Annotated in this window: 25 protein-coding genes; 5 read left to right on the top strand and 20 right to left on the bottom strand. The window is 35.8% G+C overall.

Annotated features, from left to right (window positions below; all coding sequences use genetic code 11):
• Position 1: 1 nt before the first annotated feature.
• From V6S17_RS06535 to parE, 5 genes are all read right to left on the bottom strand, one after another.
• Positions 2-361 carry a MerR family transcriptional regulator gene (locus V6S17_RS06535; protein WP_029090978.1) on the bottom strand — a complete coding sequence of 120 codons (360 nt, stop codon included), beginning with the start codon at positions 359-361 and terminating at the stop codon, positions 2-4.
• A gap of 203 nt (positions 362-564) precedes the next feature.
• Entirely contained in the window at positions 565-1,497 is a 933-nt protein-coding gene (gene miaA, locus V6S17_RS06530) for a tRNA (adenosine(37)-N6)-dimethylallyltransferase MiaA (RefSeq protein ID WP_029090979.1), read from the bottom strand.
• Positions 1,490-2,221: a glycerophosphodiester phosphodiesterase family protein gene (locus V6S17_RS06525; protein ID WP_029090980.1), complete on the bottom strand. Its 732-nt coding sequence runs from the start codon at positions 2,219-2,221 to the stop codon at positions 1,490-1,492. The genes miaA and V6S17_RS06525 overlap by 8 nt, the downstream gene beginning before the upstream one ends.
• Positions 2,222-2,238: 17 nt before the next feature.
• Complete coding sequence (parC, locus tag V6S17_RS06520; protein ID WP_029090981.1) at positions 2,239-4,668, bottom strand: DNA topoisomerase IV subunit A; 2,430 nt, start codon at positions 4,666-4,668, stop codon at positions 2,239-2,241.
• Positions 4,655-6,634, bottom strand: a complete 1,980-nt coding sequence (gene parE / locus V6S17_RS06515; protein WP_029090982.1) for a DNA topoisomerase IV subunit B — start codon at positions 6,632-6,634, stop codon at positions 4,655-4,657. The genes parC and parE overlap by 14 nt, the downstream gene beginning before the upstream one ends.
• A 517-nt stretch (positions 6,635-7,151) precedes the next feature.
• Here parE and plsY point away from each other — a divergent pair.
• Positions 7,152-7,763: a glycerol-3-phosphate 1-O-acyltransferase PlsY gene (gene plsY, locus V6S17_RS06510; protein WP_036026961.1), complete on the top strand. Its 612-nt coding sequence runs from the start codon at positions 7,152-7,154 to the stop codon at positions 7,761-7,763.
• Between the two features lie 125 nt (positions 7,764-7,888).
• On the opposite strand, the gene V6S17_RS06505 is transcribed toward plsY, so the two are convergent.
• The 11 genes from V6S17_RS06505 to V6S17_RS06450 form a co-directional block, all read right to left on the bottom strand.
• Complete coding sequence (locus V6S17_RS06505; protein ID WP_051457498.1) at positions 7,889-9,088, bottom strand: aldose 1-epimerase family protein; 1,200 nt, start codon at positions 9,086-9,088, stop codon at positions 7,889-7,891.
• Positions 9,089-9,511, bottom strand: a complete 423-nt coding sequence (locus tag V6S17_RS06495; protein WP_029090985.1) for an acyl-CoA thioesterase — start codon at positions 9,509-9,511, stop codon at positions 9,089-9,091.
• Positions 9,512-9,638: 127 nt separating this feature from the next.
• Positions 9,639-10,421, bottom strand: a complete 783-nt coding sequence (codY, locus tag V6S17_RS06490) for a GTP-sensing pleiotropic transcriptional regulator CodY (RefSeq protein WP_029090986.1) — start codon at positions 10,419-10,421, stop codon at positions 9,639-9,641.
• A gap of 226 nt (positions 10,422-10,647) precedes the next feature.
• Positions 10,648-11,547, bottom strand: a complete 900-nt coding sequence (gene xerC, locus V6S17_RS06485) for a tyrosine recombinase XerC (protein ID WP_029090987.1) — start codon at positions 11,545-11,547, stop codon at positions 10,648-10,650.
• A 152-nt stretch (positions 11,548-11,699) separates the two neighbouring features.
• On the bottom strand, positions 11,700-13,778 hold the full coding sequence (topA, locus tag V6S17_RS06480) for a type I DNA topoisomerase (RefSeq protein ID WP_029090988.1): 2,079 nt from the start codon (positions 13,776-13,778) through the stop codon (positions 11,700-11,702).
• A 335-nt stretch (positions 13,779-14,113) separates the two neighbouring features.
• Positions 14,114-14,896, bottom strand: a complete 783-nt coding sequence (gene dprA / locus V6S17_RS06475) for a DNA-processing protein DprA (RefSeq protein WP_051457497.1) — start codon at positions 14,894-14,896, stop codon at positions 14,114-14,116.
• Between the two features lie 77 nt (positions 14,897-14,973).
• Positions 14,974-15,747 carry a ribonuclease HII gene (locus V6S17_RS06470; protein ID WP_029090989.1) on the bottom strand — a complete coding sequence of 258 codons (774 nt, stop codon included), beginning with the start codon at positions 15,745-15,747 and terminating at the stop codon, positions 14,974-14,976.
• Positions 15,731-16,627, bottom strand: a complete 897-nt coding sequence (gene ylqF / locus V6S17_RS06465; protein ID WP_051535950.1) for a ribosome biogenesis GTPase YlqF — start codon at positions 16,625-16,627, stop codon at positions 15,731-15,733. The genes V6S17_RS06470 and ylqF overlap by 17 nt, the downstream gene beginning before the upstream one ends.
• Positions 16,628-16,638: 11 nt before the next feature.
• Entirely contained in the window at positions 16,639-17,169 is a 531-nt protein-coding gene (gene lepB, locus V6S17_RS06460) for a signal peptidase I (protein ID WP_051457496.1), read from the bottom strand.
• A 278-nt stretch (positions 17,170-17,447) separates the two neighbouring features.
• Positions 17,448-17,954 carry a signal peptidase I gene (gene lepB, locus V6S17_RS06455; protein ID WP_029090991.1) on the bottom strand — a complete coding sequence of 169 codons (507 nt, stop codon included), beginning with the start codon at positions 17,952-17,954 and terminating at the stop codon, positions 17,448-17,450.
• Positions 17,955-18,191: 237 nt separating this feature from the next.
• A complete protein-coding gene (locus tag V6S17_RS06450) occupies positions 18,192-18,686 on the bottom strand; it encodes a kinase (protein ID WP_029090992.1) in 495 nt (164 codons plus the stop codon).
• Between the two features lie 335 nt (positions 18,687-19,021).
• Between V6S17_RS06450 and V6S17_RS06445 the strand changes: the two genes are divergently transcribed.
• The 3 genes from V6S17_RS06445 (at position 19,022) to V6S17_RS06435 (ending at position 21,117) form a co-directional block, all read left to right on the top strand.
• Entirely contained in the window at positions 19,022-19,891 is an 870-nt protein-coding gene (locus V6S17_RS06445) for a LysR family transcriptional regulator (protein WP_029090993.1), read from the top strand.
• 557 nt (positions 19,892-20,448) lie between these two features.
• Entirely contained in the window at positions 20,449-20,736 is a 288-nt protein-coding gene (locus V6S17_RS06440; RefSeq protein ID WP_029090994.1) for a helix-turn-helix domain-containing protein, read from the top strand.
• A 24-nt stretch (positions 20,737-20,760) separates the two neighbouring features.
• On the top strand, positions 20,761-21,117 hold the full coding sequence (locus V6S17_RS06435; RefSeq protein WP_029090995.1) for a hypothetical protein: 357 nt from the start codon (positions 20,761-20,763) through the stop codon (positions 21,115-21,117).
• Between the two features lie 434 nt (positions 21,118-21,551).
• Here the strand turns inward: V6S17_RS06435 and V6S17_RS06430 are convergent, their stop codons facing one another.
• A complete protein-coding gene (locus V6S17_RS06430; protein ID WP_029090996.1) occupies positions 21,552-22,361 on the bottom strand; it encodes an HAD-IIB family hydrolase in 810 nt (269 codons plus the stop codon).
• A 196-nt stretch (positions 22,362-22,557) separates the two neighbouring features.
• Between V6S17_RS06430 and V6S17_RS06425 the strand changes: the two genes are divergently transcribed.
• Positions 22,558-23,544 carry an ROK family transcriptional regulator gene (locus tag V6S17_RS06425; protein WP_029090997.1) on the top strand — a complete coding sequence of 329 codons (987 nt, stop codon included), beginning with the start codon at positions 22,558-22,560 and terminating at the stop codon, positions 23,542-23,544.
• Positions 23,545-23,650: 106 nt separating this feature from the next.
• On the opposite strand, the gene V6S17_RS06420 is transcribed toward V6S17_RS06425, so the two are convergent.
• The 3 genes from V6S17_RS06420 to V6S17_RS06410 all read right to left on the bottom strand — a co-directional run bounded on the left by V6S17_RS06420 (position 23,651) and on the right by V6S17_RS06410 (position 26,522).
• Positions 23,651-24,616 (bottom strand): D-2-hydroxyacid dehydrogenase, encoded by a 966-nt coding sequence (locus V6S17_RS06420; RefSeq protein WP_029090998.1) that lies wholly within the window; start codon positions 24,614-24,616, stop codon positions 23,651-23,653.
• A gap of 188 nt (positions 24,617-24,804) precedes the next feature.
• On the bottom strand, positions 24,805-25,836 hold the full coding sequence (locus tag V6S17_RS06415) for a sensor histidine kinase (protein WP_029090999.1): 1,032 nt from the start codon (positions 25,834-25,836) through the stop codon (positions 24,805-24,807).
• Complete coding sequence (locus V6S17_RS06410) at positions 25,833-26,522, bottom strand: response regulator transcription factor (RefSeq protein WP_029091000.1); 690 nt, start codon at positions 26,520-26,522, stop codon at positions 25,833-25,835. Before V6S17_RS06410 ends, V6S17_RS06415 begins: the two co-directional genes overlap by 4 nt.
• Between the last annotated feature and the right edge of the window lie 3 nt (positions 26,523-26,525).

Here is a 26,525-nt window from a genome sequence, read left to right as displayed (position 1 = left end):
TTTATTGTCTAAATGTGCTACCTGGCATTTGCCCCTGTTGCCTAAATGGACCTGAGTTTAGAATTTCCTCGCGTAATAAACGACGTGTTTTGGCATCGTCAGATTTATCAGATTCTAAGCGGCGACGATAAATATCACGCACATCCGCAATAGTGTAACCTTCATCTAAAAAATCTCTAATTTCTAGCAAACGATCAATGTCATCTAGTGAAAACAAGCGATGATTGCCTTGATTACGATCGGGAGTGATGAGTTGTTGCTCCTCATAATAACGAATTTGTCGTGCACTAAAATTTGTTAGTTTCATGACGGAACCAATTGGAAAAACAGCAAACGTTCGTCTAATTTCTCTGTTAGCCACTTCCAATCACCTCATTACCTTGAATTTGTCACCTTAACGAAGATGATAGTGTAAGTTTACTCGACTTTAAATTCAATTACAATCATTATGTTAGATATTCTTACAGATGACTTTATTTTGTTAGTTTTTGTTACATTTGTATAGTCCAATTTGCTAACAAACATTGATAAATCAACTTTTAAGCAACAAAAAAACTATCCCAGTTAGATAGTTTTTTTTGTATTATTTATAAAATTTTCTACTAATTTTGTCGCTTTCTCTAGCAATTCAGGATCTTCTGCATCAAGCCAAGAAACGTTCATCCGATTATTGAACCACGTTAATTGTCGTTTGGCATAATGACGCGACCGTTGCTTGATTAAATCGACGGCAGCTTCGTATGAACAGCGTCCGTCCAAGTAGTCTAAAATTTCCTTGTAACCAATTGCTTGATAGGCGGTTGTAGCTGTTAGTTTACTCTGTAAGGCCTTTACTTCAGCAACAAGACCTTCGCTCATCATTTGGTCCACACGTTGATTAATACGCTCATACAATCGCTCTCGTTCTGTATTAAGACCAATAATTAAATGTGGGTAATGTGCTTGGGGCGGTTCTGGTTGTTGTTGAGAAAAAGGAATACCTGTTACCTCAGTCACCTCAAGCGCACGAATCACACGACGCGTATTATTGGGGTGAATCAACGTTGCGGAAACAGGATCGTTTGCTTCTAATTCAGCAAATAACGCTACTTTTCCTTGTTCCGATAACAGTTGTTCGTATTTAGCTCTTACAATTGGGTTATCAGGTGCTTGTCCTAATTTAAAATCGAATAACACGGATTGAATGTATAATCCAGTGCCACCAACAATTAAGGGGACAGCAGTAATTGGCATGGCATCAATTTCTTGACGTGCTGTCTGCACAAACTGCGAGACATCAAAGTTCGTCGTCGGATCAACGATATCAATCATATGGTGACGTACTTGTTTTTGCTCAGCTGCGCTTGCTTTCGCCGTACCAATATTCATCTCACGATAGATTTGCATCGAATCACCACTGATGATTTCAGATCCAAATCGTTGCGCTAAATGTAAACTTAAAGCGGTTTTCCCAACAGCTGTTGGGCCAATTAAGGCCACAACGGGACGTTTAGACATCTGTTTCCGCCCTTTCCATCTCTTCTTTAATTTCTGCTGCTAACGCAGGAAAATCCGTCATAAAGCCTGTTACATTTGGATTTGCAAAACACTCACGCATATCCTCGACTTTGTTAATCGTCCAATAACGGGTTTTATAAAGTGTTTCCCACGCCTCAGCTTTATTTTTCATGTAAAACGGCGGATGCATCGCATCAGCTTTCACTTTTTTTGCCCATTTTAAACCGGGCTTTAGATTACGTTTAATTAGAACATTGAGGTTCGCTTTTCGATTTAAGCGACGTAAACGGCGCAGCGTTTTAAAGTTAAACGAACAAAAAATAACGGTTAAATCACCCTGCTTTTTCTTGAGTAAACGCAAAACTTTTCGTTCAATGCCTCGGTAACGATTTACATCTGTTTTAAGCTCAATGTTCAAGGTTAAGCCTGATGACTGACATAAATCAAGTACTTCCTCCAACGTAGGAATTTTTTGTGGTTCATCACGATAATTACCCACATCAAATTTTTTCAACTCAGCAAGTGTATAGTTGCGAATTTCACCTTTACCATTGGTCGTACGATCAATAAAGTCATCATGCATCACAATCAGTTTGCCATCTTTCGATAAATGGACATCCAGCTCTATTCCTGTAATGGCCAAATTAAGGCATTCTCTAAAGGCTATCAAGGTATTCTCAGGGTGTGTCCCCTTGCTTCCTCGATGTGCATATATCTCAGTCATCAAAGACCTCCCTAGGGTTATTTAGCGACGTTAACGTCTAACCATACCGCACTAACCTGACCATCTTCATTTTCATCTAATATAAATGAACCGTTTGAATAACGATCAGAAACGCTGTTAACTGTTTTAACTTCTACCACTGTTACCTCACCTTTATCTGTCAGCACATTCACTTTGTCATCTGCTGTAACAGACATCATTGCGATATAACGGTGTGGTTTTGCTTTCAATTCACGCAACATCAATAAACCACGCAATGCACGGTTTTGAACTTCTAAATGGCGTTGAGAGAAACGTTTAACAGACCCACGTTGAGTGACCAATAACAAGTCATGTTGTTTTTCAAGTTTCACACAACCAATTACCTTATCCTCTTTTTTCAAGTTGATCGCTTTTACACCTGATGTTCGCACATTACCTACAGGTACATCGGTAATTGCAAAAGTAAGGTTATACCCAAAATTAGTCGTCATTGTTACGGTATCTGTGTCTTGAACAAGGAAAACATTGATAACTTCATCCCCTGCTTTTAACTTAACAGCTGCTAGACTTCGCGCATAACGCTGTGGATTATAAAGATTAAGCGCACTGCGTTTGATCATCCCGTTGGCTGTCGTAAAGACAACTGACGTCGATTCATCAAATTCTTTCACAGGTAAAACAGCAATCACTCGTTCACTGCTATCTGCATGTGCTAAGTGACTAATATGTTCACCTAAATCTTTCCAACGTATGTCAGTGAGCTCGTGAACAGGACGATAAATATAATTCCCTTTATCTGTGAACAAGAGCACAAAATCCATGGTATTCATTTGCTGAGCAAAAACAGCATGATCATTTTCTTTCATGCCCAGTTCAGCGATGCCGTTTGAAGCGCTGAATGAACGGAGACCAGAACGTTTCACGTATCCTTGTTCTGAAACAGTCACCATTACTTCTTCACTCGCAACTAAAACAGTTCGATCGATTGTTAATTCCTCAATTTTCTCTTCAATTTGAGAGCGGCGTACACTTGGGAATTGTTTATTAATCATTTTCAAGTTGTTAACAAGTGTTGCATTCATTACTTTTACATCACTTAAAATCGCCTCTAATTGCGCAATTTTATCCGATAGCGCCTGACCTTCTGAACGCAAATCAGTAATATCAGTGTTTGTTAAACGATAAAGTTGTAAAGTAACAATTGCTTCCGCTTGTTCAACAGAAAATTGATATTTTTCAATGATATTATCTTTTGCATTTTTCTTATCTTTTGATGAGCGAATTGTTGCAATCACTTCATCAAGAATTGATAAGGCTTTCATCAAACCTTCGATGATATGTTGACGTTCACGCGCTTTTTTCATCTCAAAATGCGAACGGCGTGTAATAATTTCATGCTGATGCTTAATGTAAGCATCAATAAAACCTAAAATGCCGTTTAAACGTGGGCGTTTATTATCAATTGCCACTAAGTTGAAGTTATACGACACTTGTAAATCCGTATTTTTATATAAATAGTTAAGAATACCAGTGACATTCACTTCTTTTTTCAATTCAATTGCAATGCGTAAGCCTGTTCTATCTGTTTCATCACGGACTTCAGAAATACCTTCGACTTTTTTATCGAGACGTAACTCATCAATACGTTTGACAAGGTTTGCTTTGTTTACTTCATAAGGTATTTCAGTCACAATAATTTGTTGACGACCACTACGAATTGTCTCAATTTCAGTTTTAGAACGAATGAAAATCTTACCTTTACCAGTTTCATACGCTTTTCTAATACCACTAACACCTTGAATGATACCGCCTGTTGGAAAGTCAGGGCCAGGAATTTTTTTCATGATATCATCAATGCTACAATTTTGATGTTTTAGTCGATAAATAACCGCTTCAATCACTTCCGCTAAGTTATGTGGCGGAATATCTGTTGCATAACCCGCAGCAATACCTGTTGCACCATTCACTAACAAGTTAGGGAAATGTGCAGGTAACACCGTTGGTTCATGCGTTGTTTCATCGAAGTTTGAGATCATATCCACTGTACCTTTTTCAAGGTCTTGCAATAAATGAGCCGACAGTGCACCTAAACGTGCTTCTGTATAACGCATCGCAGCTGCAGAGTCACCATCAATACTACCGTTGTTACCATGCATTTCAATTAAAGGCATACGGTTTTTCCAATCTTGACTCATACGAACCATTGCTTCATACACTGATGAATCACCGTGTGGGTGATAGTTACCGATAACGTTACCGACTGTTTTAGCTGATTTACGGAACCCTTTTTCATTGGTATTACCTTCCGCATACATGGCATATAAAATACGACGTTGTACAGGTTTTAGTCCATCACGGATATCTGGTAAGGCACGTTCTTGAATAATATATTTACTATAACGACCAAAACGGTCGCCAACGACTTCTTCTAATGGTAAATCTTGAATCCCATCATGAATTGGCATCGGAATCCCCCTCAATCATTACATTTTCGTTTTCTAAAATACTTTGTTCATCTTCTAATGTAAACTCTACATTACCTTCAATCCAACGACGACGCGGTTCAACTTTATCGCCCATCAGCGTTGAAATACGACGTTCAGAACGCGCAGCATCATCAATGCGTACACGAATCAACGTACGTGATTCCGGATCCATTGTAGTAGACCATAATTGATCTGCATTCATCTCACCTAAACCTTTGTAACGCTGAATAATATAACCACGGCTAAAGTTTTTTAAGACCACTTCTAACTCATCGTCCGTCCACGCGTATTCAATCACTTCTTTTTTACCGGCACCTTTACTTACTTTATAAAGGGGTGGCAAAGCAATATAAATCTTGCCTGCTTTAATCAACGGCAACATGTAACGATAAAAGAACGTTAAGAGCAAGACTTGAATATGTGCCCCATCAGTATCCGCATCGGTCATAATAATAATTTTATCGTAATTACAATCTTCAATATCAAAATCAGCACCTACGCCGGCACCAATAGTATGAATGATTGTACTAATTTCTTCATTTTTCATAATATCAGCTAATTTAGCTTTTTCAGTATTGATAACTTTTCCTCGTAAAGGTAACACAGCTTGGAAACGACGATCACGACCTTGCTTGGCAGAACCACCGGCCGAATCCCCTTCGACTAAGTACAATTCATTTTTCAATGGGTTACGTGATTGAGCTGGCGTTAATTTACCTGATAATAGTGTATCTGAACGCTTACGTTTTTTACCATTACGCGTGTCTTCACGGGCTTTACGCGCTGCATCACGCGCTTGTTGTGCTTTGATTGATTTACGAATTAACAGTTGACTTACTTCTGGGTTTTCGTTTAAGAAGTAGGCTAATTGTTCAGAAACAACGGCATCAACAGCTGCACGAGCTTCAGATGTTCCTAATTTTTCTTTTGTTTGACCTTCAAATTGGAGGTATTCTTCTGGTACACGAATTGAGATAACAGCTGCCATCCCCTCACGTATATCACTACCTTCAAGGTTCTTATCTTTTTCTTTTAACATACCTGTACGGCGAGCATATTCATTCATGACGCGTGTCATTGCCGCTTTAGCTCCAGCTTCGTGCGTTCCCCCGCCTTTTGTACGTACATTATTTACAAAACTAAGAATTGTTTCTGAATAGGCATCATTGAACTGAAAAGCCATTTCAATTTCCATTTCAGATTGAACGCCCTCCATCACAACTGTATCGTGTAGGCCTTCTTTATCTTCATTTAAATAACTGACAAACGCAGCAATTCCATCCTCGTAAAGGAATGTTTCTGACTTATCTGCTTCACGTTCGTCCGTTAATATAATTTCAACGCCTTTAAGCAAGAAAGCTGATTCGCGCAAACGTTCGCTAAGAACATCATAATTATAAGTTGTTGTTGAAAAAATGGTTGGGTCTGGTTTAAAATGCAACGTTGTTCCATTGCGTTTAGTTTTTCCCAGCTTAACAAGTTTTGTGACTGGTACCCCACCGTTTTTAAATGTTTGTTCATACTCATACCCATCACGATAAACGGTAACTTTTAACCATTCGCTCAAAGCGTTAACAACAGATGCACCTACACCGTGTAAGCCCCCAGATGTTTTATAGCCACCTTGACCAAACTTACCACCAGCATGAAGCACAGTTAAAATAACTTCAACTGTTGGTTTACCAGAACTATGCATACCAACAGGCATACCACGTCCTTCGTCACTTACGACGATACTATTATCTTTTTTTATTGTAATTTCAATTTTTTGACCAAACCCAGAAAGGACCTCATCAACAGAGTTATCTACTATTTCATACACAAGATGATGTAAACCTCGCGCATCGGTTGAACCAATATACATTGCTGGACGTTTTCGAACAGCTTCTAATCCTTCTAATATCTGTATTGCATCATCATTATATTCAGTTGTTTGTTTTACCAATGCTTAACAGCGCCTTTCTATCATGTGATGTTTGCTTTCACAAACGTGCGTTCGTTATTAAAAATAGCAAAAATAAGACTCGCTTGTCAAATAAAGCCATTGACGGACGGGTATAACTCCCTCAATACTTACGGCATATTCAGCAATTAAATCACAGCTTTACTTTAGAATCGATAATTTAAGTGTAACCGATTGTCGCAAAAAAATCATCGACATCTTTTAAAATTTTATAATATCTACTAAAATTCACCATTAATTATGACACTACAATCGTTTAATCGTCGTACTCTATACCGGTAAAAATGCCCCGCCTTATCATTTTCACTACTTATCGGCAGTTATGATGATAAAAGCAACGGTGTTTCTTTGTCGCGTTACGTGATTGTTTACTGTGACAAAACAGTCTATTGGTCCCGTCCCCTATTCTAGCACACTTGGTGAAAATAAACGTTTCTTTTATGACAGAGATACTCTATAATTACCTTGTTAAGTATTTTTAAAGAGAAGAGGAATTCGTATGCTATTTATTGCACAAGTTATTGGATTAATGCTTGTTGCCTATCTAATTGGATCGTTTACTGCCGGACTATGGATTGGAAAATGGTTCTTTAAAAAAGATATCAGAGAATATGGTAGTCATAACTTAGGTGCTACTAACTCATTTAGAATACTAGGTGTTAAAGCGGGTATTGTCGTAATGATAATCGATGTTTTAAAAGGTACCTTGGCAACTTTGCTTCCTGTATGGCTTCATGTCCCAATCAATCCCTTACTCATCGGTGTTTTCGCGGTTATCGGGCATATTTACCCAGCCTACGCAAAACTTCGTGGCGGCAAGGCTGTCGCAACTTCTGCAGGGATTCTGCTTGGGTATAGTCCAAGCGTCTTCTTAGTACTCATGGCTGTGTTTGTAATCGTTCTAGTTATTTCACGTTACGTGTCACTTAGCTCAATGATTGCCGTTGTTGTTGGTTTAATCGCTAGCATCTTCTTAAAGGACTACGTGTTAATTATCGTTATGGCGATTCTGACAATCTTTATTCTTTACCGTCACCGCGCCAACATCTCACGTATTAAGAATGGTACCGAATCTAAAATTAAATTTAAATCTAGTAAAAAAACTTCTTAATTTTTTAAAGCGTTGGTAATTGACATATTATCAGTGCTTTTTTTATACAAAAAAACACCTGCCCTAAAGCGGTGTTTGTTCGTATTAGCTCAGCTCAGCTCAACTCAACTACATTTATTAAAAAACTAGTAAAGTGTGATTTCATAAGCTGTTTTATAAATTTGTTGCGGCGCTAATTGATGCGATCCAAATTTTTTAGTCCAATCTTGCGTTGTATCTACCGTATCTGCAATGCCTTGCCACGGCTCAATACATATAAATGGCGCAGCATCAGTTGGAGACCAGACACCGACAAATGCCATTTCAGCAGTGTTCACGCACACGCCATGACGACCGAGTTGATCCTCTAATTTAATCGTTTTTAAGTCATCAAAAATCAATGCATCTTTTTCAAATAAACTTTTTTCTAAAGTAATAAATTGTTGAGGTGTTTCTGTTAATTTATGACGTTCTGACGCTTCTAAGTACGGGCCTTTTAACCCTAATAATTCTCCTGTATACGGCGCATCGAAAGCCAAGCGATAATCAGCCAACTTTTTACCCGCTTCTAATGGAATATTAAAGGCTGGATGCCCTCCAATTGAAAAATACAAATCAGTATCCGCAGGGTTTTCAACCGTCCATTCAACTTTTAAAGTTGCCCCATCCAAGTAATAACCCACGTGTAATTTAAAACGGAACGGGTAGTTCTTTAACGTTTTTTCAGACTCTGTTAATTCAAATAATAAATGAGTCGGTGAGGATGTTAACAATGTAAACTCACTATCTCGTGCAAAGCCATGTTGTGGCTGCTCATAACGTTCGCCTTCAAAATAAAAGCAGTCTTCTTTTAAGCGGCCTACATTAGGAAACAATATCGGTGAGTGTCGTCCCCAATAAGCAGGGTCTGCTTGCCATAAATATTCTATTCCCGTTTCTTTTAGAACAAAGGATTGCAATTCTGCACCTAGCGTTGCCACTTTAATGCTCGCTTTATCGTTTATAAGTGTGTGTGTCGTCATCTTTGTCTCTCCTTCGGATAAAGTGATGTCAAATCTTTCAAATGTTGCCTCTAAGCCTTCAGCACGTAATATATGGTATTGATTATCTCCAAATAAATCAAAATGAGGGAAATCTTCGTGTTTCAAATCCATCCATTCAGGCTGTAAACCATATTGACGGCCCCATTCAATTAATTTCTCGCGGTCGGCACAGCCAACTTTTGTAAAACTCTTTACACCTGGGAAACGTTTATCTTGCCACCAATGTGTTAAAAAGGCTATTTCTCCTTGCGAGACACGTTTTTTCCAATCATTTAACTCTGAACGCTTAATTCCAAAAGCCATTTACTCAACTTCCTTTTTATAAACTTTATCCCACTCCGGAAAATGACGTCTAAATGATGCAGGTTTGAATTTTTCTTTTGTAACAATTGCATGTTGCGTTGTTGCTAACAAGGAAAGTTCTCCTGTTTCTTTCACTCTCACTTCGTAGCCATAAGTGGTGCGTAAGCCATCGTATGTTTCAATCCAAGTTTTAACAATAGCTGACTGCCCATAACGTAACGGAGCTTTATATTGCAAATGCACATCTAAAACCGGTGCTAAAAAACCTTGTTCTTCCATTTGTACATAATCAAATCCCAATTGCGAAATTAAATTAGTTCGACCAATTTCACACCAAACAAGATAATTTGTATGATAAACAACGGCCATTTGATCTGTTTCACTATAACGCACTCTAATTTCTGTTTCATTAATTGTCTTCATCGTCAACTTCCTTCCTAACATTCTTTTCAAACCAAAAAGGAACAATCTATTAGATCGTTCCTTTGCGGTAGTCAAAATCTCACCAAGCGGCATGATCCAAAGTATTATTAAATTAAGATATTACTGATTACATGCGTGTTTTTTCAAGCGCTACTAAAAATTTGTCATTAAGAACTTTAATATAAGTCCCTTTCATACCGAGTGAACGTGATTCAATCACGCCAGCACTTTCTAATTTACGAAGCGCATTAACAATAACCGAACGCGTAATACCTACACGGTCAGCGATTTTTGATGCAACAAGTAGACCTTCTTTTCCACCTAATTCTTCAAAGATATGTTCGATAGCGCCATGTTCACTGTATGATAGTGAATTGATTGCCATTTGAACAACTGCTTTACTGCGAGCTTCTTCTTCGATTTCTTCTGTTTTCTCACGTAGAATTTCCATCCCAACAACAGTTGAGCCGTATTCAGCAAGAATTAAATCATCATCATTAAAACCTTCAGTTAATCGTGAAAGGATTAATGTTCCTAGACGTTCTCCGCCACCGATGATAGGTACGATCGTTGTTAAGCCTTGTTTAAAAATACCAGCATTTTCAACTGGGAAAACAGTATAACGACTTTCAAAATCAATGTTTTGAGTTGTTTCTGTAATGTTAAACAAGCTATTTGTGTAATCTGCAGGAAATTGACGGCTCTCAATAAAACTAATCATACGATTGTTATTGATTTCAATTTGTTCAGAAACACCTAATAGTTTTCCTTTGCGACTAACGATATAAACGTTAGCTTCAATAAGTTGGCTCATCGTGAGCGCCATTTCACTAAAATCAACAGAGTGACCTGCAGATTTTTGTAATAATGAGTTAATTCCTCGTGTTTTCTGTAATAACGTAAGGTTCATTGTTTGTTCCTCCTAATATATATTGACTATTTAATATAGCTCAATACTTGTTTTTGCAATAAAAAATTAAAATTCAATTAAGATAAGTATAATATTTTTTTAACTACAATTACATCCTTTGGTAGTATATCATGTTATGCGACAATTAAACACTGTTAATCATTGTTTTATATCCAAAATGATTTAAATAAAAAACAAATTGTTCAAATTCACCTTATTTATTAAGCTATGCACGTGGGTGTGCCTTGCGATAAGTAGCTTGTAGATGTTCTTTCGTTACATGTGTATATATTTGTGTGGATGAAAGACTCACATGACCTAATAACTCTTGTACTGTTCGCATATCGGCTCCAGCATTCATTAAATCAGTCGCAAAGGTATGACGCAACATATGCGGATGGATATTTGATGTTAAAGTTGTTTCTTTCATCAGTTGTTCCAGGCAGTAACGAATCCCTCTTGCTGTGAGAGGACCTCCATTTTTATTAATAAAAACCGTCGAATGTTCTTTGTTAAAATGAGCGAGCAACGGTGTTCGACACTCCTCTATATAGAGTTCCAATGCCTCAAGCGCAAACTGCCCCAATGGCACATGTCGCTCTTTGTTACCTTTACCATGGACTAAGACTGTTTTATAGTTCCAATCAATATCCGCCATCGTCATTGCTTCACACTCTGCAACACGCATTCCCGTCCCGTACAAAACTTCAAGTAACGCACGATCACGGCTAGCAAGCTTTGTTTGACGTTTTTCAGCTGTTTCGAAAAGTTCAGTCATTTCTTCTGAGTAAAAGAAATGCGGTAGACTAACATACTTACGTGCATGTGATATCGAGGTAAACGGGTTCTCAGCAAGCTGCGCTGTTCTCAATAAATAATCATAAAATTGACGTAAACTTGATAGTTTTCGTGAAACTGACGAACGTGATAATTGTTGTTCATGCAAACGCGTCAAAAATAGTCGAACGTCTAAAAGTTCCACTGCAAGATACGAAGTAATATTTTCTTCTATTAAAAATGATGTAAATTCATTCAAATCAGCCATATAAGCCACAACAGTAGCTGGTGAATAATTTCGTTCAACTTCTAAATATTTTTTGAAATTAAGGTTGTTCTCTTGATTGATTTCCATGTTGGTGCCTCCTTAATCGTATTCATCGTATCATACTAAAAGCTTATTTGTAAACAATTCCGAACTTTCAGAACTTTCCTGTTTATAGGTAAAAATTAAAAAAACTGAGGCTAATCCCAAAATGGATAATTGCCCCAGCATGATAACTATTGTTGTTCTTGTTCTTTATAATCACAAGATGTACATGTGATTTGATTTCCTTTTTTAAGCTTTTTAACAACCAGCGTATGCTCGTTACATTTTGGACAAGGTCGTTCGATTGGACGATCCCAGCTCACATACTCACAAGCAGGATAACGATCACACCCGTAGAAAATACGGTTCTTTTTACTCTTACGTTCAATAACCTGACCTTCTTTACATTTAGGACACATTACACCGATTTCTTTTACAATCGCCTTTGTGTTACGGCAATCAGGGAAACCACTGCAGGCCATAAACTTACCGTAACGGCCCATTTTAATTACCATCGGTTTGCCACATAACTCGCAATCGATGCCAGCAGGTTCATCTTCAATGACAATTTTTTCCATTTCAGCTTCTGCTTTTTGGATCTCTTTTTCAAACGGTTGATAAAACTCATCAATCACTCGGATCCATTCCATTTTACCATGTTCGACAGCATCTAATTTATCTTCCATTGTGGCTGTAAACGTAACGTCGATAATTTCAGGGAAATACTCAGCAATCAGACCATAAACGATTTCACCTAATTCAGTTGGCATAAAACGTTTGTTATCTAACGTGACGTAATTTCGTCGTTGAATCGTATCAAGCGTTGGTGCATAAGTTGAAGGACGACCGATTCCAATTTCCTCGAGCGTTTTTACTAAACGGGCCTCTGTATAGCGTGGAGGTGGCTGCGTAAAATGCTGACGGGGATCAACGGTTACTGATTTAACAGTTTCGCCTTCTTTCATATCAGGTAAAATGTTTTCTTTTTCATCCGTACCATCATCAGAGCCTTCAACGTAAACTTTCATGAAACCATTAAATTTAATTTTAGAACCATTCGCACGGAAATTAACATTATTATTAGATAAATCAACTCTCATTGTATCTAAAACTGCAGGTGCCATTTGACTGGCAATAAAACGTTCCCAAATTAATTTATATAGACGGAATTGATCGCGCGATAAGTATTTTTTGATTTCTGTTGGTGATTTATCTAAACGGGAAGGACGTACAGCTTCATGGGCTTCTTGAGCCCCTTTTTGTTTCTTATCTTTACGCGCTTCAGTACGAAGGTACTCTTCACCATAAGTTTCACCAATAAATGTTTTTGCTGCTTCAATAGCCGTATCAGATATACGCGTTGAATCGGTACGCATATAAGTAATTAAACCTACTGTACCCGAACGTCCAATCGCGATTCCTTCATATAATTGCTGTGCAATCATCATTGTTTTACGTGTTTTAAAATTAAGTTTACGCGCAGCTTCTTGTTGCAGTGAAGACGTTGTAAAAGGCGCGGCAGGATTCCGTTTACGTTCTTTTTTGGTTACTTTATCAACCACAAAATCCTTGCTCTTAATTTGATCAACGATTTCTTTAACATCATTGCTATCTTTCAATTCTTTTTTCTTGCCATTTAATCCATAAAAATTGGCTTGGAATTGTTTTTTACCTTTAATGAATTGACCATCAATTGTCCAATACTCTTCAGGTACAAACTTATTAACTTCATGTTCACGATCAATGATTAATTTTAATGCAATCGATTGTACACGACCAGCACTCAAACCTTTTTTTACTTTTTTCCATAAAACAGGGCTGATATTGTACCCTACTAAACGGTCAAGGACACGGCGTGCTTGTTGTGCATTAACCAAATCCATGTCTAACTTTCGAGGGTGTTTAAACGATTCTTTAACAGCATCCCGTGTGATTTCATTAAATACCACACGGAGATCGTCTTCTAAATCAAGGTTTAAACTGTTAGCTAAATGCCATGCAATTGCTTCTCCCTCTCGATCTGGATCGGCTGCGAGATAAACTTTTTTCACTTTTTTTGCTGCTTGTTTCAATTCTTTTAGGATACTACCTTTTCCTCTAATTGTAATATAACGTGGTTCATAATTATTTTCAGTATCAACGCCCATTTGACTTTTAGGAAGGTCACGTAAGTGTCCCATTGAGGCTTTTACTTTATACTTTTTTCCAAGATACTTTTCAATTGTTTTAGCTTTCGCTGGTGACTCAACAATGACTAGATAATCAGCCATACTATTTCAGTCCTCTCATCTTTCAATTCCATTTAATAATGGTAAGCGGTTGCGTTTAAGTTAACATAACATACTATAATAGAAAAACCCGCGAGTTACAAGCCTTTTCACGAGATATTAATTAACAGTACGTTCGAATTGTATCATGCAACTATTCCAAAAGTAAAATAAAGCTCATTCAAAGCCTCCATATTACTGCAACAATATTGACTAAAATACGTCGCTATTTAAAGCTATTTTTTTAACGTCTTTAAAAACAAACGCTATATAATAGAAGAAAAAATACAAACGATATACAACTATAAAGAAGAAGCCCTTTAATATCAACAACTCCTCTAAGTTATTTCTCTTAAAATATCATCAGCAGAGATCACCAGTATCGCTCCTTCTTGCAGCAAACGATTACACCCCACTGCTTGCTTGTTCAAAGGTGAACCAGGTGTCGCAAAGATCGATTTACCTTCATCTAATGCGTAATCAACTGTGATTAAACTGCCACTTTTTTCTGCGGCTTCCACTACCCATACCCCTTGTGACAATGCACTAACAAGTCGATTACGTTCAACAAACGTCCATTTACGGGCAGATATTGGTGGCGCATACTCACTGATGACCAATTCTTTGCGAAGCATATAATTGTATAATAATGCGTTTTCTTGTGGGTAAAGTCGGTACATCCCACTACCTAGAACGGCAATTGTATCTCCTTTTTCTATGAGAGTGATGCGATGCGCATGAGTATCTATACCTGTGGCTAATCCGCTAACAATACCGACATCCGCTGCTACTAGTTGTTTAATAATCGGTTGCATCAGTCTATCTATTCCTTTATTACATTGCCTTGCACCAACAATCGCTATCATCTTTTTTCGTAAAAGTGTTAAATTTCCTTTTGCGTAAAAATAAAGTGGCGGATCATACATTTCACGAAAAGCTTCGGGATATTCTTCATCAGATTGTGTAATAAATACAATCTCTTGTTTTTCATATCCTTTGTATAATGATGGTGTTTTTATGCATTTTAAATTATCTTTTTTCACTATTTCTTCTAACATATGACGTCGATTTGAATAAGAATGTGATGCCTCAAATAACCATTTTTTCCTTTCTGTCCACATCAAAAAACGCCTCCTTTTCTTTAAGTTTACAAGAAAAAGAAACGTTTATTTGAGTTATTTACTTGCGCTTTTTTTTGCTATAAAACGTTTTTAACAGGTGAAAAGCTACGACGATGTATCGGACATGCGCCTTGGGCCTCTAATCCAGCTAAATGTTTCGCAGTACCGTAACCAAAATTATGTTCAAAATCGTATCCAGGGTAAGTTTTCGCATACTCAGTCATCATCTCATCACGAATAACTTTCGCAATAATTGAAGCAGCTGCAATGGATAAACTTTTTTGATCCCCTTTAATAATCGACAATATTTGAGCATCTTCGTATTTCAACGGCATGGCATCAATCAAAACAGCATCAGGCTGAGGATCAAGTTGTGCCAACGCATCGGACATCGCTAATTTTGTAGCTTCATAAATATTAACGGCATCAATTGTTTTCTCATCGATTATTCCAACACCAATTGCAATGGCTTCCGCTTTAATGGCTTTGTACATCGCTTGTTTTTTATCATAACTTAACTTTTTCGAGTCATCGATTCCAGTTAATTTTGTATTTTGTGGTAATATTACAGCCGCAGCAACGACAGGACCTGCTAATGGACCACGTCCCACTTCATCAACGCCTGCAATATAAGCATAGTTTTTAGCGATGAATTCTGTTTCATAGAGCCACATTTCTTCACGTTTCAACTCTAATGCTTTTAATGCTTGGTGACGTCGTTGCCATTGCGCCAATGCTTGTTGAACACCTTTTCGTTCATCATTTGCATACTCTAGCAGCAATGGATCTGTCAGGGCGCTAACATTCGCTAATTGTGCTTTAATGGCAGCAATACTAGGCTTGTTCGTCACTTGAAACCACCTCTTCGTCAGCTTCTTCTGCCATCTCTAACTCTTCCGGACGATCCAACGTGATACGACCAAGTTTTAAGGCACGGAAATCGCGGACAAAATGTTCAGCAGCACGACTATAATCGATATGCTCGCCGTCTGTAAGTTGACGATTGAGAGCCAAACGTTCAAGCATTTCTTTTGGTGTCATCGGTTCATCAGTACCTAAATATGACATTAAAAACGCAGGGTAATATTTAGCAGCGTAATCATAACCATAATCTGATACGTCAATCAGATTTAAAATATCATCCTTGATAGCGCCTGTCAAAGCAAGACGGTAGCCTACTTCTGAGTCCTCGAATTTCGGCCATAAAATCCCCGGAGTATCTAATAATTCCAGCTCTTTGCCCACTTTAATCCATTGTTGTGCTTTTGTAACACCCGGACGGTTTCCAGTCTGAGTGATATTCTTTTTCACCAGTCTATTAATCAGCGTTGATTTACCAACATTTGGGATTCCTAAAATCATCGCACGAATGGCACGCGGACGCATCCCACGTTTTAAATTACGTTCAAATTTTTCACTCATTTCTGCTTGAGCAGCTTTAGTGAGTTTGTGTAATCCTTTACCATCTTTAGAGTTGATAGCTACTGCTCGGATACCTTGCTTCTCGTAATATTCCAACCATTTTTCAGTTATACTTGGGTCAGCCATATCACTTTTATTTAAAATAACCACACGGCGTTTTTGATGAATAATTTCATGCATCATTGGGTTTGCTGAACTAATCGGCAAACGTGCATCTACCAATTCAAAAATAATATCCACCAATTTTAATTTTTCTGTTACTTGACGACGTGCTTTGGCCATATGACCTGGAAACCATTGTATTGTCATTCTTTTTCCTCCTATTTGACGACTCTCATCTCATTAAGTGGTAGATAAACATATTTGGCAACACCAACCGCACTATCTGTGGGTATCGTTCCAAAATAACGACTATCATTGCTATTATCACGATTATCACCTAAAACATAATATGTATTGGGATCAACTGTAATATCATAATCACTCATAAAAGTATCGTTTTTATTTAATTTATCGCGGTAAGCCTGTAAATATGATTCTTTATGCAAAACGCCATTAACGTACAGTTTGTCATTCTTATAAACTATATGGTCACCTGGCATACCAATTACTCGCTTAACATACTGATGTTTATCAACATTAAAAACAATCGTATCGAAACGATGTACTTCACTTAAACGATTAACCAAAACAACTTCTTTCATTTTAAGAGTTGGCATCATCGAGTAGCCATCAACTGTAACTGGAACAAAAACGAGAAACCGCACAATCAAACATAATATTAAGGCTACCACACTCAGACGAAACCACTTAACAATGCTGTATTTCGTATCTCTCGAGAGTTTGCTCATTGTGCTCCTCCTTATGTGATATAACTATCTTGAAATGTTATGTTTTTTAACATTATTAAGAGGTTTTAAATAACGAACCCTTTATTTAATAACATTTATCATTTTCTCAAATTGTATGAAACATCTTTACTATTATAGCATTTTTTCAACCCTTATAGACAAATGACAATAAAAAAAGACAACATATCTTATGTAGTTTCTTTGATTGGAAAGAAAAAGTAGCAAACCAATTTGGTTTACTACTTCATATTCATCTTATTATTTTTTATAAAGTTACATTATAGGTTCTTCTTACCCCATTTGATGACAACCCCATCGATTGTTGATTCATTAACAGCACCAAAATAACGACTATCATTACTTACGCGTCTGTTATCTCCCATGAGGAAATATTTCCCTTCAGGAATTTTTTCAATAACGAAGTTAGGTGTCAATGCGCTCGATTCTTGCTTCTTGAACTCATCAAGATACGGTTCCTCGTATTTCTTTCCGTTAATGTAAAGTGTATCATCTTTGTACTCCAATTTATCACCTGGCAAACCAATCACGCGTTTAATGTACTCCGCTGATTCATTATCTGGTGCAGGGAAAACAACGATATCAAAACGATCTGCTGTCTTTAACTTATTAATAAATAAGTATTCTCCTGAGTATAATGTTGGATCCATTGAATCTCCATCTACTTTTACTGCTGCAAAGAGATATGTACGAACGACCATCGTAATTATCAGCGCCACTATGACTACTTTCAATATATCCCAAATAAACGACCCTGCCTTTTTCATTCGTCATCCTCCTTAAAATCAATCTTTCCTATATATTATAGCAAAATAGACAACAACAATCGAACAATAAGCCGTTAATTATGTAAATTAAATGCGACTTCTGACCTAATTCTTTTTATGATAGAATCAGTTAGCAAAAATCAATTATCATTATACTCAATAGATGAGCTATCCTAACTAATATACCCTATTTTGACCGGCTTATCACATACTTCAGCGATTTATCGTATGCTATTTCTAATCATCTGCAATATCCGACAAAATAACACTTACCAAATGTGTTTCAGTCATTTCTGTTGTTAATAATTTTTCATTAATCGTTCCTAAGTAATCACTATCCACCCACCAACTCTTCATTTTGTTCCCATCAAATTCGGCGGACTGTTTGCGCTGTTGATGCCTTACTAATGTCTCTTCAAACGGAAGATCAAAATAGTAAACATAAGCTTCATCAAAATCCGCCATCAGCGTTATAAGCATCTCACCATAATACTCTTTCACTAAAATACCTTCAACAATACAAATATCACAATTAGCTTTACCATATTTTGCAATTTGACTTATTAAATTTATCGAAAGATTATTTTCTCGATCATGTGTTTTGAGCATGGTTCGACGCACTATATCTTGTGAGACAACAAGTGTGTTTTCACCCAGTTGTTTTTGTAATCGATTAGCCACTGTCGTTTTACCACTGCCAGAATTACCACGCAAAATAATTAATTTTGACATCCTAACACTTCCCTTTTTAAAGTTAGCCACTCTTAATATAACATATTAAAAATTCAAGTTATATTTTTGATAAGACTAAACACATTTAGCACTGAGATGCTAATTCATCTGCGTTATGAGTTGAAAATTCTTAATAGAAAACTTAAGCGTTGATTTACTGATATCTTAAAATTAATCTTTATACTCAGAAATCACCCAACCTTTTTGTTGATTCTTTAACGCATCACCTCTATGAAAAATTGTAAACCCTATCTCTTTGCAATATAATAGAAGAAAGAATCCATATAGTAAAGGGGGGAATTAGTGGTGTCTTTTTAGATACTACTATTTTAAATATGCTAGATTATCACTACGAAACGTTTTTAACTGTTTGTAAAACGCTTAATTATACTCGAGCTGTTGAAGCATTAAACATGAGTCAACCCGCTGTAAGTAATCATATAGCATTTTTAGAACAGCGAATGGGTACAAAATTATTTTATCATAAAAACAAAAAAGTCTATTTAACAAATGAAGGCACTTTCCTATTTAACAAAATACAATTTATGCTAAACTACTCAACAAAAACACTTGATGAATTACATTCGCTGGACTATACTAAGATAAATTTAGGGTGTACTCTTTCCATCAGCGATTATATTATCCCTTCTTTCTTTGTACAAATGTTTCATGACCAAAAAGAATTTCGTCTTGATGTCATGGTTGAGAACACACAAATATTGCTTGATTATTTGGCGCAAGGGAAAATTGACGCAGCCTTTATAGAAGGTGATTTTAATCAAGATGTTTTTTCTAGTTTTCCATTTGCTCAATCAACGATAGTTGGTGTCTGCTCTCCTGAATTCGAACTAGCAGATCAAGAAGTAAAATTTGAAGATCTTTTTGATTATCAATTAATCACTTGTGAATTAGGTTCAGGAACACTCTCTTCGCTTGAAAACATTTTACAAAAAGAACAAATAGATATTACAAGTTTTAAGCATCAAACAAAATTAGGTAGTATCGACCTAATTAAGCGTGTCGTCGAGAAAAATATCGGTATCAGTTTTCTTTTTGATGTTTGTGTCGAAGAAGAATTAGCTAGAGGTAGTTTAAAACAACTTCATTTTAAAGAACCCTTCGATCCGAAAAATATGAATTTTGTTTATTTATCGGATAATCCAACCACGGATTTCATTCTGAAAATGAAAGAAAAATTTCAATAATTAAAAAAGTCCCGAAAAGCTATTTCTTAACCAGAAATAGCTTTTTTGTATTTAATAGTGTGTTATCTATGCAAAAAATATTATAAAAAGCCCTAATTACCTGATCAAAAATCAAAGCACTTATTTAACGTAATAATCGTATCTTATTTTGCTAAGTTTTATTCAAGCAGTTAATCTTAAATATCTTTTAGATATCATAAAATACCTTCGAAAATAATTTTAAAAGGTCTTTTTTCATTTTTAAAACAAATTCTCCTATTTTTTCATCGTACATCTTTTGGAAATAGCAGATAAAATCCCCCTTTTCCTCCCAAATACAAAATTCCAAAAAAGATTGCTTTTAAAGAAAAATATGATACTATATTTCTTTTTTTATAATAACTATTAAAAAAATGAATGGATACATTAAAAACGATTATTTCACGGCTGAAAATTAAGGGCGTATACTTTAAAAAGTAGAGTAAGTGATTTTAAGGAAGTGAACTATTGAAAGCTAATTGAAAATTAAATCTACTTTCACTACTTATTACTTAGCAAGTGAGAAGGGAAAAAACAAAATGTTAGACATACGTTATTACACTTTTTTAAAAGTATACGAAACGCTCAATTATACAAGAGCAGCTGAAGAATTACATATTACCCAACCAACTGTCTCTCAGCATATCGCTTACATTGAACGGAATCACAATGTTAAACTTTTCCGAACCAGTCATCGACAAACAATTGCATTACCAGCAGCAGACTATCTTTATATACGAACAAAAAAATTAGCAGGAATGTCGGCAAGTGTTGTAGATAAAATACATGAAATCACAGCTAGCGAAGCTGATATTACTAAAAAATAGCGTATTAAGAAAAAGAGGTGCAAAATGGAGAATTTAGAAAAACAATCTTTTAATAGAAATGTTTCGATGCGTAAACGCATCCAGTTAATAAAACAAAACTTGACTGCTTTAAACTTCAATTGGCTCAAAAAAGGTAACATCGATATGATGACATACAGTACTAACCTCAAAGAAATTTTTTTAGCACAAACATTTGATCAATTAAAAATAATTAAAATCAGCAATGAAAAGAATATTGATTTTAAAAACGCAAAAAAAGTTGCTTTAGCCAAAAACGACACACTCTATCGTGAAGGTAAACTGAGTTTTTCAAAATATAAAAAGAATAAGCGTATGATTTTTTCTTTTACCAACATTAATTCATTAACTAAATTTTTTTGAATAAACTATTTTAAAAATAGGGATTTTTAATCAAAGGGGATGAGCAGATGAATAAAAGTATTATTATTTTAATACTGTGTATTATTGCTTTTTTAACAGTTTGTTCAGTGCAAACAATAGAAAAAAATCAGTAGATACTATAAAAAATGAGTCTAAAATGAAAGATATTACCAGAATTGACACGCTTATAGAAAAAATAAACTCTAGCCGAAACAAATGAGTTATTATCATTTTTGTTTTTAAAATGAATAGTTTCAAACAAGATTACGTCAGTAAAATAACTATAAAAAAGGTTATATTTCTCTTTAGACTACTTATTATAATAATCCTAGTCACTGATTTAATAGTAACAGCAAACAAAGACAGTCCTTTTTATTGGACTGTCTTTGTTTATTATTTACTGAAATTAAAAACTCGCAACAACTTATCTTCCATTATTTTGATGGGGTTTGTAACGCTAAAATCTCTTGAATAGTATGCAGTACAGCTTCCTCATCATTTGTCCCTGTCACAAAACGAGCAACATCCTTCGTTGCTTCAAAACCATTGCGCATAGCGAAACTGTAGGTAAATTCTTCCATTAATTCAATATCATTTAAACCATCTCCAAAACACATTGTTTCATCTGCTGTTACATCTAACATCGCTTGTAATTTCTTCACAGTCGTTCCTTTATGCACATCATAATTGGATACATCAATCCACGCTGCTTCGGAAGCGACGATATAAGCTTTATCTGTAAACGTTTCAAGTTCTTTCACTGTTTCAAAACAGTTTAAATTTTTATCATAAACAGTGATTTTTACAAAATCATCTGTGATTGTAGCGTAATCTTCTACAAAACCGACTTCGTGATATGAACCACGCACAATTGCTATCGCATCTTCGGTAATATCTTTTTTAACCATTGCACCATTTGCTGTACAAGCAATGATAACAACGTTAGGTGCTACTGTTTCTATTTTTTTAATAAGTGCTAAACCAATTTCATTTGCTAATAATGATTCGTATACATACTCCCCTTTTCGTTTAATACGGGTAGCACTGTCACCAAGAATCCAAATATCATTTGCTTCTTCACCAAATATTGCTTCTACTCGTTCACATTGTTTTCCTGTACATGCTGCAAATTGTACACCTTGCTGATCCATTAATTGTTTAACTTCTTTATAAAACGGGCGATTAAAATCACCAGCACTGTTCAAAAATGTACCATCCATATCCGAAATAACCAATTTTATCATCATCATTCTCCTCATATAATAAGATAGTAAAAACACTTGATCAGCATCATAATAAAGATACTTAATTAAGTGACTTTAATATATCATCAAATAGAGATAGCGACAAGTATTTTCACTCATAAAACATTTACTTTTCTGATATTTGCCTATATAGTTAGAGATGTTATATCAAACATTGTTTTTGAAAGGAGACATCATGTCCAAAAACAAAACTCCCATTCAAAATGAAAATAAAATTAAATTGCAACAATATCTTTTCAAGCATAAGACTGCAACAAAAACGCAACTTGCTGAAGCAATTGACGTTAGTACTGTCACTGTTAACACGCTTGTAAAAGAACTTGTTTCGGAAAAATGTTTCATTGAAGGTGAACATGTTCAGCAAAAGATGGGACGCCCTGCTGCATTGTTTCATTTTAACTATGATCAACATCACTCTCTTGATATTTTAATGCTGGAAGAAAATAAAAAATTACAAATCGTTGCCAACATTACTAATTTAGCCGGACTTACCATTGAACATCGCCGTTTTGCTTTTTCACCCATTACGATAGATGGATTGCGCAATATTGTGGCAGAAATGCTCTCACATTCTAATATCATCACGAGTATCAACCTCTCTTTCCCTGGTAAGATTGTTGATGATATCGTCGTTTCTAGTTGGGGTGATGAATTTAACGGCTGGTCGTTCAAACAAGCTTTTTCAATCATTACTGACTTACCCATTCATATTGAAAACGATGCAAATCTCGCAACAATTGGGTACTGCCTTAAACAGCAACTACCTCTAAAAGATGTTGTCGTAGGTGTCTATTATCCCGAACAAAGTCGACCAGGAATTTGCGTATTTTCTCGTAAAACGTTGTTATTGAGCCAAAATGGTTTAGCTGGTGAGGGTAAGTACTTACCGCATATTATTAACGAGCCTTTTCATCAAGAGATTGACGCTGAAATTAAACAATTACTAGAAATAATTTGTATCTATAATGTTGTTGTTGCACCTCAACATTTTGTTATTTATAAACCAGCACTTGCTGAAAATACTTTTAATAAACTAATATCACAACATGACATGTTAAAAAAACAGCCTAATAAGCCAAAATTTCACCTTGCAGATGATTTTGTGGCGCATACTTTTATCGGTTTACAATGGCTTGCAACAAAAGATACTATCTATGCATAACACAAATAAAAACAACAGCTCCGTCACATCATAACGTGATTGAACTGTTGTTTTTCTATATTTATGATATAAAATTTGTTACTCTATCAACCCATGATGTAGCTCTTTAGTTAGCAACGTTATTTTGCGGTGTGCCTTCCAAGAATTTTTTCACATTATCGACTGCTATACCCAACAAACGTTCTCTTGCCTCAACGGGTGCCCAAGCAATATGCGGTGTTAAGTAACAATTTTTTGCTGTTAATAAGGGGTTTGTTGCCAATATTGGTTCTTTTGTGACTACATCCGCACCCAAAGCTGCAATTTTACCTGTATTTAATGCAGCAGCAACTGCTTCTTCATCTAATAAGCCACCACGAGACGTGTTAATTAGTATGACATCCTCTTTCATTTGTTGGATTGCTTCATTATTAATCATCTGCGTTGTTTCTGGCATTTGTGGCACATGTAAACTAATGATATCCGCTTCATGATAAACCTCACTCAACGTTACCTGCTTAACACCTTGTGTTTTAGACTGTTTATGACGATGATTATAGTAGATAACTGTCATGCCAAAAACAACTGCAATTTCCGCTACTTTTTGAGCGATTAAACCATAACCAACCAATCCAAGCGTTTTACCAGACAGTTCAAATAACGGTTGTTTCCAGTAAGTGAAATCAGGGCTATTTTGCCAATCCCCAGCTTTCACAGAACGATTATGCAAACCAACTTGGCTCGCAATTTCTAATAACAATGCAAATGTAAATTGTGCGACTGCATCTGTTCCATAACTAGGTACATTTGTCACAACAATATGTTTTTCTTTCGCTGCTTCGATATCTACAACGTTATAGCCTGTCGCTAACACTCCGATATACTCTAGTTGTGGACATGCAAGCATTACCTCTTGTGTGATTGGTACTTTATTAGTGAAAATAATACGGGCATCCCCAATTCTTTCAATAATTAAGGCTGTATCATTTTCCGGCGTACGATCATACACACTGATTTCTCCTAAAGTCTCCAAAGGTGCCCAACTAATGTCTCCCGGATTTAAACCGTATCCATCTAAAATAACCATTTTCATGTATGTGACTCCCCTTCATCATCTATTTAACCACTTTCATTGTACACTATTTTGCAGTGTTAATAGCTTTATTACTATGTCTGTTTTATGTATAATCTCGATTGTCGTATTTTTAACACGTACTAAACCTTATCTCTTTTGGTGAAAATTTGGTTTTATCAAACTGTTTGAATGGATTACGTTACATTTTAAACACGGTACGGTACTTCAATGCAGAATGTACTTCCTTCGCCTTCTTTTGAGCAAACTGAAATATTTCCACCTAAATTTTCTAATAGTTTTTTAGCAATCGACAACCCCAAGCCATTGCCCCCTGTCGTTTGGTTGCGTGATTTTTCTATGCGATAGGTCCGTTGGAAGATTTTTTCTAATTCAGCTTCAGCAATACCTTGACCAAAATCCTTAATCGAAATCCTAATATAAGTAGGCTGCTTTTCCACGCTGATTTTTATAGGTGTTTGTGGTTGTGAGTACTTCAAACTATTATCAATCACGTTGTAAAGGATGCGGAATATCGCGGATTCATTGGAATAAATAGGCTCTGAAAATTCAGTACCTTCGACAAGAATTTCTCGCTGGGAACGATCAATTTTTCCTTTGAATGCTGTTAAAACACTGATTAAAACTTCATCCAACCATATTTCGTCTTTGCACATCCCTATCACAGCACTCTCTTGTTCCACGAATTGAGCAAGCTCATCTGATAAATCAGCAATTCGGTGACAATTATCTAATACAGCTTGTAAATAGTATTTCTTTTCGTCATCATCTAAAATGTCATCGGATAAAGCCTGACCTACGGCCGTTAGTGAAGCTACTGGCGTTTTAATATCATGAGATAGGTTAGCAATTATCTCATTCTTCTCTTTTTCACCTGCTTTTATTTGTACAACCTGTTGCTCCAATTGTTTCACCATCACATTGTAATCATTCAAGAGTAGCGCAATTTCTGAAGCAAATGCTTTTTCTTTTAAAATAGTAAAATCGCCATTAGCATTTTTTTGACTTGTTATTTGTAATGCTATAATAATTTTTAATATTGGTTTCATAATTAAATAATTTAAGCACAACAATAAAACCGTAATAACGAGAGCAACAATCATAACGATATTTGCTGTTTTTTGCTCAAATAACATGTATTTCAAAAAGTATTTTGTAACAAGTAAGACCAATAAAAAAACACCAATATAACTAAAAAATATTATTCTTCTTAATTTCATGACGTTACCTCTAATTTATACCCTGTGCCCCAGATTGTCTTAATTAATGGTGCACCCACAATATCAGAATAAGGGGCTAATTTTTCTCTCAGTCGGTGGATATGAACATTCACAGTGTTACGATCATCCCTACTATAACTATCCCAAACCAAGCTCAGAATTTCCGATTTTGAGAACACCTTATCAGAGTCGTTTGATAGCACCCATAATAGCATAAATTCTTTCGTTGTTAAATCGAGGGATTGTTCTCCAATTTTAACAAAACGACGATCAAAATCCATTGATAACTGAGCAATTTCAATTGTCTTATCTGTTTCACGATACACTCTACGTAAGATATTTTTAACTCTTAGTACAAGTTCTAGTGGATTGAACGGTTTTGTAATATAATCGTCTGCCCCTAATGTTAAGGAATATAAACGATCTTGATTGGCATTTTTTGCTGTGATAAAAATAAATGGTATCTGCTCATTCTTTTCGAGTGTGTCCATTATAAACTCATAACCATCAATTTCCGGCATCATGATATCCGTAATAATCAAATCGATTGTTTGATTATCATAAATGCTCATCGCCTCTTTTGCACTCGTTGCTTGAAATACACGATAACCTTCTTTTTCTAAATATTTTTTTGAAATATCAATAATTGTTCTTTCATCATCTACAAGTAAAATAGTTCTTTTCATATT

It is taken from the genome of Brochothrix thermosphacta DSM 20171 = FSL F6-1036, from assembly GCF_036884295.1.
Classification (GTDB): Bacteria; Bacillota; Bacilli; order Lactobacillales; family Listeriaceae; genus Brochothrix; species Brochothrix thermosphacta.
The sequence above is the reverse complement of the archived record's forward strand: the minus strand, read 5'-3'. Positions and strand labels throughout refer to the sequence as shown.

Coding starts and splice junctions, on each gene's coding strand:
- miaA (WP_029090979.1), bottom strand. CDS start 1,497: ATGTCTAAACGTCCCGTTGTGGCCTTAATTGGCCCAACAGCTGTTGGG.
- V6S17_RS06525 (WP_029090980.1), bottom strand. CDS start 2,221: ATGACTGAGATATATGCACATCGAGGAAGCAAGGGGACACACCCTGAG.
- parC (WP_029090981.1), bottom strand. CDS start 4,668: ATGCCAATTCATGATGGGATTCAAGATTTACCATTAGAAGAAGTCGTT.
- plsY (WP_036026961.1), top strand. CDS start 7,152: ATGCTATTTATTGCACAAGTTATTGGATTAATGCTTGTTGCCTATCTA.
- V6S17_RS06505 (WP_051457498.1), bottom strand. CDS start 9,088: ATGGCTTTTGGAATTAAGCGTTCAGAGTTAAATGATTGGAAAAAACGT.
- V6S17_RS06495 (WP_029090985.1), bottom strand. CDS start 9,511: ATGAAGACAATTAATGAAACAGAAATTAGAGTGCGTTATAGTGAAACA.
- codY (WP_029090986.1), bottom strand. CDS start 10,421: ATGAACCTTACGTTATTACAGAAAACACGAGGAATTAACTCATTATTA.
- topA (WP_029090988.1), bottom strand. CDS start 13,778: ATGGCTGATTATCTAGTCATTGTTGAGTCACCAGCGAAAGCTAAAACA.
- dprA (WP_051457497.1), bottom strand. CDS start 14,896: ATGTGGACAGAAAGGAAAAAATGGTTATTTGAGGCATCACATTCTTAT.
- ylqF (WP_051535950.1), bottom strand. CDS start 16,627: ATGACAATACAATGGTTTCCAGGTCATATGGCCAAAGCACGTCGTCAA.
- lepB (WP_051457496.1), bottom strand. CDS start 17,169: ATGAGCAAACTCTCGAGAGATACGAAATACAGCATTGTTAAGTGGTTT.
- lepB (WP_029090991.1), bottom strand. CDS start 17,954: ATGAAAAAGGCAGGGTCGTTTATTTGGGATATATTGAAAGTAGTCATA.
- V6S17_RS06450 (WP_029090992.1), bottom strand. CDS start 18,686: ATGTCAAAATTAATTATTTTGCGTGGTAATTCTGGCAGTGGTAAAACG.
- V6S17_RS06445 (WP_029090993.1), top strand. CDS start 19,022: ATGCTAGATTATCACTACGAAACGTTTTTAACTGTTTGTAAAACGCTT.
- V6S17_RS06440 (WP_029090994.1), top strand. CDS start 20,449: ATGTTAGACATACGTTATTACACTTTTTTAAAAGTATACGAAACGCTC.
- V6S17_RS06435 (WP_029090995.1), top strand. CDS start 20,761: ATGGAGAATTTAGAAAAACAATCTTTTAATAGAAATGTTTCGATGCGT.
- V6S17_RS06430 (WP_029090996.1), bottom strand. CDS start 22,361: ATGATAAAATTGGTTATTTCGGATATGGATGGTACATTTTTGAACAGT.
- V6S17_RS06425 (WP_029090997.1), top strand. CDS start 22,558: ATGTCCAAAAACAAAACTCCCATTCAAAATGAAAATAAAATTAAATTG.
- V6S17_RS06420 (WP_029090998.1), bottom strand. CDS start 24,616: ATGAAAATGGTTATTTTAGATGGATACGGTTTAAATCCGGGAGACATT.
- V6S17_RS06415 (WP_029090999.1), bottom strand. CDS start 25,836: ATGAAATTAAGAAGAATAATATTTTTTAGTTATATTGGTGTTTTTTTA.
- V6S17_RS06410 (WP_029091000.1), bottom strand. CDS start 26,522: ATGAAAAGAACTATTTTACTTGTAGATGATGAAAGAACAATTATTGAT.